This window comes from Binatus sp. (SeqCode) (assembly GCF_049584895.1).
In the GTDB taxonomy this organism is placed as follows: domain Bacteria; phylum Desulfobacterota; class Binatia; order Binatales; family Binataceae; genus Binatus.
In genome coordinates this window covers 1-8929 of sequence record NZ_JBAUYR010000022.1, presented here as the reverse complement: position 1 = coordinate 8929, position 8929 = coordinate 1, and the positions used below count along the sequence as shown (strand labels likewise).

Genomic DNA, 8929 nt, shown 5'->3' with positions numbered 1-8929 from the left:
AGTCCAAGATGCTTCAACGCTTGCACGCATCGCGCGCGCCCGCAACACGGTGGCACAGGCTTTAGCCTGTGATTTTCTGGTCCGTGTATCCAGGAAAGAATCACAGGCTAAAGCCTGTGCCACCAATGCCAGCGGCCGGCCTATTGACTATGCGCCCCTGCGAACTTACCTTTGAGAATGCACCCGGCCAGATGGTATCATCCAGTGGCCGGGTCGTTTTGCGTCAAACTGATTCCGAACACAAATTCGACAGCCGTTAATAAATAAATTCGAGAGCGTTCCACGTCATGGCAGAGAAAAAAGCTAAAACCGCCGAGAAAAACGCGGGCATCCAGCAGAAACACATCTGTCCCAGTTGCGGCGCCGAGAGCAAGGTGACCAAGTTCGCCGGCTTCGGGCGCAAGGGCTTCTACCTCGTCTGCGAGAAGACTTGCGGCTTCGTCGGACGCACCCGCTAAGCGGCAGGGGGATCACGCAATGGGTAGAGCGCGCAAGAGCAAGACCTCCAAGCGCGACAAGTACGCTTCGTTCGGGGACATGGCGGACGAGTCGGACGAAGATGCCGACCTTCCCAAGGACGAAGCCGGCCGGCGAAAAATCAAGCGTCAGTACGGTGAGCTGCTCGGCATTAGAATCGAGAAACTGCGCGGCCGCATCCTCAACCGCGAACGTATCAATAAAACCATCGAGGGCATCTACTTCATCTGCGCCTCATGCATGAAAGTGTGCCACTCGCTCGACGACGGCTTTACCGAAGATCCCGCAAATCAAAATAATATGTGCGGCGCATGCACCAAGGCTCTGGCTGCTGCAACCACGGCGGCCGCGGCGGCCAAGGAAACCGGCGGCGGTACGCCGCGCCGTTCAACTCGATCTCCACGCAAGCGCGCCGCGGCCAGCTGACCGTACTTGTGCGCATAACCACGAAAAGCTAAACAGGGCCGATGTCTTTACAGCTCATTCCTCCCGGCATCAATCTCGATTTCGTCGGGAAGCGTTATTTCTTCGTCGCCTTATCGACCGCGATCAATCTCCTCGCGATCGTGCTGCTGCTCACCAAGGGGCTTAACTACGGCGTCGATTTCGTCGGCGGCAGCGTCGCGCAAATAGAATTCAGCCAGAAGACTAACGGCGACGCGATTCGTAAGGCGCTCGCGCCACTCGACCTGGGCGAAGTTACCATTCAGGATTTCGGCAAAGCAGGCCAGTCCTTCCTCGCGCGCTTCGAGGCGGTCAAGAGCATCGGCAGTATCGGACCCAAGCTCGAGACTGCGCTCGACAAAGCTTACGGCCCGGGCGTCGCCAAGGTGGTGCGAGTCGAGAGCGTCGGCGCCAAAGTCGGCAGCGACCTGCGGCGCAAGGGCTTTGCCGCAGTCATCATCGCGACCATCTTCATGGGCGTATATATCGCGATCCAGTTCCGCCACGTGAGCTGGAGCTTCGGCGCGGGCGCCGTGATTGCGCTGATTCACGACGTGCTGGTCGTGATGTGCGCGCTGGTCATCTCGCAATACCAGTTCGATCTGACGACGCTGGCCGCAGTGCTGACCGTCATCGGCTATTCGGTGCATGACACGATCATCGTGTCGGACCGCATCCGCGAGGATTCGGCCAAGCGCCGGCGCGAGCCGATCGCATCGATCATGAATCGCGCGATCAACGAGACTCTCTCGCGCACCATTCTGACCTCGGGCACCGCGATCGTAGTGTTGCTCTCCCTGCTGGCATTCGGCGGCCCAATCCTGCGCCCTTCCGCCTTCACGCTGCTGATCGGTTTCATCACCGGTACGTACTCGTCGATCTACATCGCAGGCCCGGTCGTCCTGTTCTGGGAAGGCGGCACCGGCGGCACCCAGAAAGGCGCCGGCTCCTCCCGCGCCGCCTGACGGCGGTTTGTGTCGCCTGATTTTCTGCTTTTTGTGTCATTCTGAGCGCAGCGAAGAATCTCGCCGGATGCTCCTGCGACCGGCGTAAGTGGCGTACACCGTGCCAACAACCTTGAAAACCGCCCGCGGCATTTACGTGATAGCGAGCGCCCGTCCACTCGAGCGCAATGCGGATGCGGTCGTGCTTACGTTGAGCCTCGAACGCGCCGATGGAATCGAGAAAGTCGCGCTGAGATGTCGCATCGCGACCAGTTTGATCGGCGCTACCGACTCTCCCGAAAAACTGATCGAACGAATCGCGGCATGGCTCGAGCGCGAATTCGAACAAACCCGCGAAGCCGCCCTGAAATCAATCCGCACCGAACGCAAACTGCTGGAAATCTCCTTCGACGCCACGCACCCCGGCCCGTTCGCGTAGCGCAGCGCTCGGTCTTCTTCTTTGTGGCACAGGCTTCAGCCTGTGATTCTCTTGGAGTTGCATAGACCAGAAACACAGGCTAAAGCCTGTGCCACCCGCGTCATTCAGAGCGCAGCGAAGAATCCCGGTTTTTCTCGGCGCTCGCCGGCGCACCCCAACGCGACGCAAACTGCCCATCTCTCTTCTTCTCCCACAACCACTTCCGAACAGGGACGAAGTCCCGCATCCTGATCTTTATACCGGGTGCAGGGGTCACCCCTGCCGGGGAAGTTTGAAACCCACGTTGGGTTTCAAATTAAATCAAGTGGTTTAATTCATCGGAGGACACCAGCGATGTCGATTGAGATCCGCCGCGCCACCGAAGCCGACATCCCCGAACTCTCGCGACTCGTCGCCGCGCTCGCCGCATGGGAACAGTCGCTCGACCCGCGCGTGCAATTCGATTGGGACGGTATCCGCGATGCGCCTAACTGGCTGAGGCTCGTGCTCAATCGCGGCCATCATGCGGTCTGGGTCGCGGACGCCGGCGACGCTCGCCTCGTCGGTCATTTGTGGATTCGCCTCAAGCACCAAGCCGACGGCGCGCTTCCCTCGTCCATCGGTTATATCAGCCAGGCTTTTATGGACGAGGCCTTCCGAGGACGCGGGCTAATGAAGCCGATGCTCGAGGCCGCCTTCGAATGGTTCCGCGACGCGGGCATCACGGTCATCACGCTCAGCGTCCTGCATCGCAACTGGGTCGGTGCGACGGCATGGCATCGCCTCGGCTTCAGTGATTGGCGCGAGGAGAGGCGGATGGACCTGAAACCGCGTCCAAAATAGTCTCGATGTGGCGTTCTTGACCGGTCGGTAAGGCTCATATTGTCCTTGACACGCGGGCGCAATCTGCCTTACTAGACTCAGTGGGTCGAGTATTTTCCGAGGCTAAAATTTCGTTTGACTGTTTCTTTGTAAGCCTTATATTATACCTAGCAGGTCCACTATTATTGTCTCGACGATTTTGCGCGGAACGAACGTGAAGATTTGTTGAATAGATACTGAAGAACAATGCTGAAAAAACCCGTTTACATGGACAATCATGCGACCACGCGCGTCGATTCGCGTGTGCTCGATGCGATGCTCCCGTATTTCACTGAGAAGTTCGGCAACGCCGCCAGCCGTAATCATAGCTTCGGATGGGAGGCGGAAGAGGCCGTCAGTCGCGCCCGCGAACAGGTCGCCGCGCTGATCGGAGCCAAGTCCAAGGAAATTATTTTCACCAGCGGCGCCACCGAATCCGACAACCTGGCAATCAAGGGCGTCGTCGATTTTTACAAAGACAAGGGCAACCACATCATCAGTTGCGTCACCGAGCACAAGGCCGTGCTCGACAGTTGCCGCGCGCTCGAGCGTGCGGGCAAGGCGACTGTAACCTACCTGCCGGTCGACAAGTACGGGATGGTCGATCCGGACGCGGTGCGCAACGCGATCACCGACAGGACCGTGCTCGTCACGATCATGTGGGCGAACAACGAGATCGGCACGCTTCATCCGATCGCCGAGATCGGAAAGATCGCGAAAGAGAAGGGCATCGTCTTTCACACCGACGCGGTGCAGGCGATTGGCAAGGTGCCGGTTGATTTCGAAAAGGCGGGTGTCGATCTCGCGTCGATCACCGCGCACAAGATTTATGGACCGAAGGGAATCGGCGCGCTGTATGTTCGCTCGAAGGGACCGCGCGTGCGAATCTCGCCGCAGATGGACGGCGGCGGCCATGAGCGCGGGATGCGCTCCGGGACGCTCAACGTTCCGGGAATCGTCGGGCTCGGCGCGGCGTGCGAAATCGCGGGCAAGGAAATGCCCGACGAAGCGCAGCGGCTGATTCAGCTCCGCAGTCAATTGCAGGCTGGACTCTTCGAGCGGCTCGATGAGATTTACGTCAACGGTCATCCGACCGAGCGGCTGCCGGGCAACCTCAACGTGAGCTTTGCGTACGTCGAAGGCGAGTCTCTGCTGATGGGTATCAACGATATCGCGGTCAGCTCCGGCAGCGCATGCACGTCGGCGACGCTCGAGCCTTCGTATGTCATCCGCGCGTTGGGAATCGACGACGAGCTCGCGCACAGCTCGATTCGTTTCGGCCTGGGCCGTTTCAACACGCTCGAAGAAGTTGACTACGTGACGGATCGGGTCAGCAAGGAAGTGAAGCGGCTGCGCGAGATGTCGCCGCTGTACGAGATGGCGAAGGAAGGAATCGATCTCAAATCGGTCAATTGGAAATCGTAAAACGACGCCGTTTCGACGCGCCGCATAGGGATAAAAATCATGGCTTATTCAGATAAGGTTATCGAGCACTACAACAATCCGCGCAACGTCGGCAGCTTCGCCAAGGACGAGCCGGGCATCGGCACGGGCGTCGTCGGCGCGCCGGAATGTGGCGACGTGATGAAGTTGCAGCTGAAGATCAGCGACAGCGGCGTTATTGAAGACGCACGCTTCAAGACCTTCGGATGCGGCAGTGCGATCGCAAGTTCGAGCTACGTCACCGAACTGGTCAAGGGCAAGCATATCGACGAAGCGATGGCGATTAAGAACACCGTCATCGTCAAGGAACTGAATCTGCCTCCGGTCAAGATTCATTGCTCGGTCCTGGCCGAAGACGCGATCAAGGCCGCGATCACTGACTGGCGCAAGCGCAAGGGCGACGACGTCGCGGCCGAAGAGCCGGCCAAATCGAAGGAGGCCTAACTTCTCGTGGCTGTGATTTCACTTTCCGAGGGCGCTGCCCAAAAGATCAAGCAGCTCGTCGCCGACAAGGGCGAAGGCGCGGGTCTGCGCGTAAAGGTTGTGGGCGGCGGATGCTCGGGCTTGCAGTACCGGATGGAAATCGACGCCGCCAAGGATCGCGACAAGGTTTTCGAGCGCGACGGCGCGCGCTTGATCGTCGACAAGAAAAGTTTTCTCTACCTCAACGGCTCCGAGCTCGACTACGGCGAAGAGCTGATGTCGTCGGGCTTCAAAGTCGTCAATCCAAATGCCAAGCGCAGTTGCGGATGCGGTGAGTCGTTCGTCGTATGAACGAGTGGACGTGGGGAATGGCATCTCAAGATGATCGAATGTCTTTCATGTGGAAGGCGGCAAAAGCCGTCGCTGATTTGCGCTGAGTGTGGGTCGCCGCTCGCGGCGCCGCTCGATTGTTTCGCCGCGCTCGACATCCCGCGCAAGCTGACGATCGATCTCGACGCGCTCGAGCATCGTTATCACGAATTGAGCCGCAAGATTCATCCCGACCGGTTCGCCTCGAAGGGCCCGAAGGTCCGCGACGCGAGCCTGCGCGCTACTGCAACTCTCACTCGCAGCTATCGCACGCTGCGCGATCCAGTTGCGCGCGGCCTTTATTGGCTTGAACTTAACGGCGAAAAGCTCGCCGAGAATAACAAGCGCGTCCCGCCCGAACTGGCCGAGCTGGTCTTCGATGTGCAGGAGCAACTGGCCGAGATGCAGCTGTCAGATCCCGAAGAGGCGCACGAACGCGCGACCGAGATTGCCGCGCGACGTATCGAGCTTCAATTCAAAATGGACGAAGCGCTGGCCGAGCTCGATCGAAATTTCGCGAAATGGGATCAGCCCGCAGATCAAAAAATGCTTACGTTGGAATTGAAGGCCACTCTTTCCAATATCGCCTACCTGCGCACGCTGATTCGCGACGTCGATCGCGCACTCGAGAACTCAAAGGCCGCTTAAACTAAAAAAATGGGACGAATTTTTGGCATCGACCTCGGCACCACCAACAGCCTGATCGCCGCTATGGAAGACGGCGAGCCGCGGGTAATTCCGGTCGGCGAGAATGGCAGCGCGTTGCTGCCGAGCGTGGTTGCGATCGCGCCCGATGGTTCTGTGACAGTCGGTGAGCGCGCAATCGAGATGGAACCGCATCTGACGGTCGAGCGCGACGGGCGCGTGAGCGCAGTCGGCTTCGCCGGCGGCGAATACGGGGCCGTCATTCGATCGGTCAAACGCTATATGGGACTCGGCGGCGACGAAATCGCGACCGAAGATCGCGCGCGCTATACCTTCGCCGATCTGAGCGGCCCGGTGGTGCGCTTTCAAATCGGCAAGCGCGTCTTCACGCCGTCGCAAATCTCAGCCGAAATTCTGCGCAACCTCAAGAGCGCCGCTGAACGCGCACTCGCCAATGACGAAAAAGTCGAGCGCGTCGTGATCACTGTTCCCGCCTACTTCAACGACGGACAACGCCAGGCCACCAAGGACGCCGGCCGCCTCGCCGGTCTCGAAGTCGTGCGCCTGGTGAACGAGCCGACGGCGGCGTCGCTTGCCTACGGTCTCAACAAGATGGCGACCGGCAACGTCGCGGTGTTCGACTTCGGCGGCGGCACTTTCGACATTTCGATTTTGAGCATCAAAGAAGGAATCTTCGAGGTGCTGGCGACCAACGGCGACACGCATCTCGGCGGCGACGATATCGATCGCGCGATCGTCGATTGGCTGATCGCCGAACTTCCCGACACGCTCAAACTCGATCGCCATGTCTGGAACAGCGCGCGCATGGCCGCCGAGGACGCCAAGAAACGCCTCACCGCCGTGACCGAGGCAGATGTCGTCGTCGAGCTCCCCGGCCATTCGATTCGCAAGCATCTGACGCGCGACGCTCTGGAACAATTTGCCGCGCCGTTCATCGCACGGACGCTCAAGCGATGTGAACTCGCAGTGGCAGACGCCAAGCTGACTGCTGCCAACATTGACGCGGTCGTGCTGGTGGGAGGCTCGACCCGGATGCCGATCGTCCGTCGCCGCGTCTCTGAGATGTTCCATAGAGAACCCCTCTGCTCGATAAACCCTGATCAAGTGGTGGCTTTGGGAGCCGCCGTGCAGGCTTCCGTGCTAATGGGAACTCAGGGCGATATGCTCCTGCTGGACGTCGTGCCGCTGTCGCTCGGCATCGAAACGATGGGTGGTGTGATGGAACGTCTAATACATCGCAATACCACTATTCCGACGAGCATAGCCGAAGGATTCACTACGGCTGTGGATAATCAAACGCATGTTGATATCCATGTTTTGCAAGGAGAGCGAGAACTTGCTAAGGATTGCCGGAGCTTGGCGCGCTTCAAGCTGGGTCCGATCCAGGCTCAGCCGGCGGGTGTCCCGCGAATCGAGGTCACTTTCCTCATCGATGCAAACGGGATACTAAATGTCAATGCGCGCGATGAGCGCACGGGCCGCGAGCACTCGGTCGACGTCAAGCCGAGCTACGGACTGACGGACGATGAAATCGAGCGAATGCTCGAAGAGGCCATCGATCTTGGGGAACAAGATCTCGAAGAGCGCCTGCTGATTTCGGCGCGCAACGACGCCGATCAAATTCTCGGCGCACTTCGAAAGCAGCTTGGCGAATTTGGCCGGCTGGCGTCGGTCGAAGAGCGTTCGCGCATGGATGAGGTTGCGGAGCGGCTGGAGGCGGCCCGAACGGGAACCGATCGAGAACTAATTGCAAAACTCGTCGAAGAGCTGAACGAGATAACCACTCCGTTCGCAGAGCGGATAATGGACGCGGCTATTAAATTGGCGCTCGAAACAAAATCAGTCGAGGAAGTTTCCTAGCACCGCTGCAACGGAAGCGAGATCAGGGACGTACATTAGCAATGGGACTCAAGTGGGATCAGGCTGAAGAGCTCGCGGAAGTACTGGCGGAAAATCATCCAGGACTGAATCCGCTCGACGCGCGGTTCACTGACCTGCGTCAATGGGTTATCGACCTCGACGAATTCGACGACAACCGCGAAGGCTCAACCGAAGCGAAATTGGAAGCCATCCAGATGGCATGGCACGAAATTTATAAGGAAGAGAACGAAGACGACACTGAATAGGCGTAGAGGTGTCTACGTCCAAAACTTACTGGGAGGTGGGGCCGGTGGAAGAAGCACGCAGTACGACATTGAAGACGGATAACGGAGAGAAGATGCAGGAAAAGGAAACACTGGACGAGAGATTGCCGGGGCTGTTCGAGCCCGACACCCTTTTGCCCATTCAATACTTCGAGGCGATGCGCAAGAAGCATCTGCTCGAAGGCGAAAAGCGGCTCATCCTGAGCGTGCTCGAGGACGCGATCGAATGCTTCATGAAATGCATCGATGCGTCCACCAGCAAGGGTCAGCGATTGTTCCGCGATGCGGACGAGTGGATCGCGCACGAAGACAAGCGTTGGGTCTTCTCGTTCGATAACGTCTGCGACATGCTCGACATCAATCCCGAGTACATGCGGATGGGATTGCGCAAGTGGAAGGACAAGCGCCTGGACGCGATCGCGCGGCGACGCGCCGCGTTGGTGTTGGAGGCCGAGCGCGCGGCATCCGAGGCGGCGATGCCGCCCGCGGCAGTCGCAGCGGAAGCAGCGCCGGTGATTGCGGCCGCTCCCGCGGCGGCAATCCAGAAGCCCGCGACCAAGGTCGCGGCTAAGGTGGCGGCGCGCGTCAAGCGCCGCCCGGAGCGCGTTCGCATCGCGAAGCGCGCATCGGCGCACAAGCTGCGCAAAGCGCGCGCATAACTCCAGACAACAAGAGCCGACAGCCGCGATACGCGGCCGTCGGCTCTTTGCATTCGCAAAGCGGCGCGCGGGTCTTGGACC

12 protein-coding genes are annotated in these 8929 nt (G+C 59.2%); all 12 read left to right on the top strand.

Annotation, left to right across the window (positions count from 1 at the left end; genetic code table 11):
* Window positions 1–287: 287 nt before the first annotated feature.
* The 12 genes from WB650_RS03805 to WB650_RS03750 all read left to right on the top strand — a co-directional run bounded on the left by WB650_RS03805 (window position 288) and on the right by WB650_RS03750 (window position 8848).
* Window positions 288–458, top strand: a complete 171-nt coding sequence (locus WB650_RS03805) for a hypothetical protein (protein WP_423959492.1) — start codon at window positions 288–290, stop codon at window positions 456–458.
* A gap of 19 nt (window positions 459–477) precedes the next feature.
* A complete protein-coding gene (locus tag WB650_RS03800) occupies window positions 478–903 on the top strand; it encodes a hypothetical protein (protein ID WP_423959491.1) in 426 nt (141 codons plus the stop codon).
* Between the two features lie 41 nt (window positions 904–944).
* The gene (gene secF, locus WB650_RS03795; protein ID WP_422303865.1) at window positions 945–1886 is read left to right on the top strand and encodes a protein translocase subunit SecF; all 942 of its coding nucleotides are present in this window, start codon (window positions 945–947) and stop codon (window positions 1884–1886) included.
* Window positions 1887–1986: 100 nt separating this feature from the next.
* Window positions 1987–2304, top strand: a complete 318-nt coding sequence (locus tag WB650_RS03790) for a hypothetical protein (protein WP_423959489.1) — start codon at window positions 1987–1989, stop codon at window positions 2302–2304.
* Window positions 2305–2637: 333 nt separating this feature from the next.
* Window positions 2638–3126 (top strand): GNAT family N-acetyltransferase, encoded by a 489-nt coding sequence (locus tag WB650_RS03785; protein ID WP_422303867.1) that lies wholly within the window; start codon window positions 2638–2640, stop codon window positions 3124–3126.
* Window positions 3127–3351: 225 nt separating this feature from the next.
* Window positions 3352–4569 carry an IscS subfamily cysteine desulfurase gene (locus WB650_RS03780; protein ID WP_422303868.1) on the top strand — a complete coding sequence of 406 codons (1218 nt, stop codon included), beginning with the start codon at window positions 3352–3354 and terminating at the stop codon, window positions 4567–4569.
* Between the two features lie 39 nt (window positions 4570–4608).
* Window positions 4609–5031 carry a Fe-S cluster assembly scaffold IscU gene (gene iscU, locus WB650_RS03775; protein WP_422295853.1) on the top strand — a complete coding sequence of 141 codons (423 nt, stop codon included), beginning with the start codon at window positions 4609–4611 and terminating at the stop codon, window positions 5029–5031.
* Between the two features lie 6 nt (window positions 5032–5037).
* Window positions 5038–5361: a HesB/IscA family protein gene (locus tag WB650_RS03770; RefSeq protein WP_422295851.1), complete on the top strand. Its 324-nt coding sequence runs from the start codon at window positions 5038–5040 to the stop codon at window positions 5359–5361.
* A gap of 30 nt (window positions 5362–5391) precedes the next feature.
* Window positions 5392–6027, top strand: a complete 636-nt coding sequence (gene hscB / locus WB650_RS03765; protein ID WP_422303869.1) for a Fe-S protein assembly co-chaperone HscB — start codon at window positions 5392–5394, stop codon at window positions 6025–6027.
* Between the two features lie 9 nt (window positions 6028–6036).
* Window positions 6037–7905 (top strand): Fe-S protein assembly chaperone HscA, encoded by a 1869-nt coding sequence (hscA, locus tag WB650_RS03760; protein ID WP_423959486.1) that lies wholly within the window; start codon window positions 6037–6039, stop codon window positions 7903–7905.
* 41 nt (window positions 7906–7946) lie between these two features.
* A complete protein-coding gene (gene iscX / locus WB650_RS03755; RefSeq protein ID WP_423959484.1) occupies window positions 7947–8171 on the top strand; it encodes a Fe-S cluster assembly protein IscX in 225 nt (74 codons plus the stop codon).
* A gap of 44 nt (window positions 8172–8215) precedes the next feature.
* On the top strand, window positions 8216–8848 hold the full coding sequence (locus tag WB650_RS03750; RefSeq protein WP_423959482.1) for a hypothetical protein: 633 nt from the start codon (window positions 8216–8218) through the stop codon (window positions 8846–8848).
* The last annotated feature ends 81 nt before the right edge of the window (window positions 8849–8929 follow it).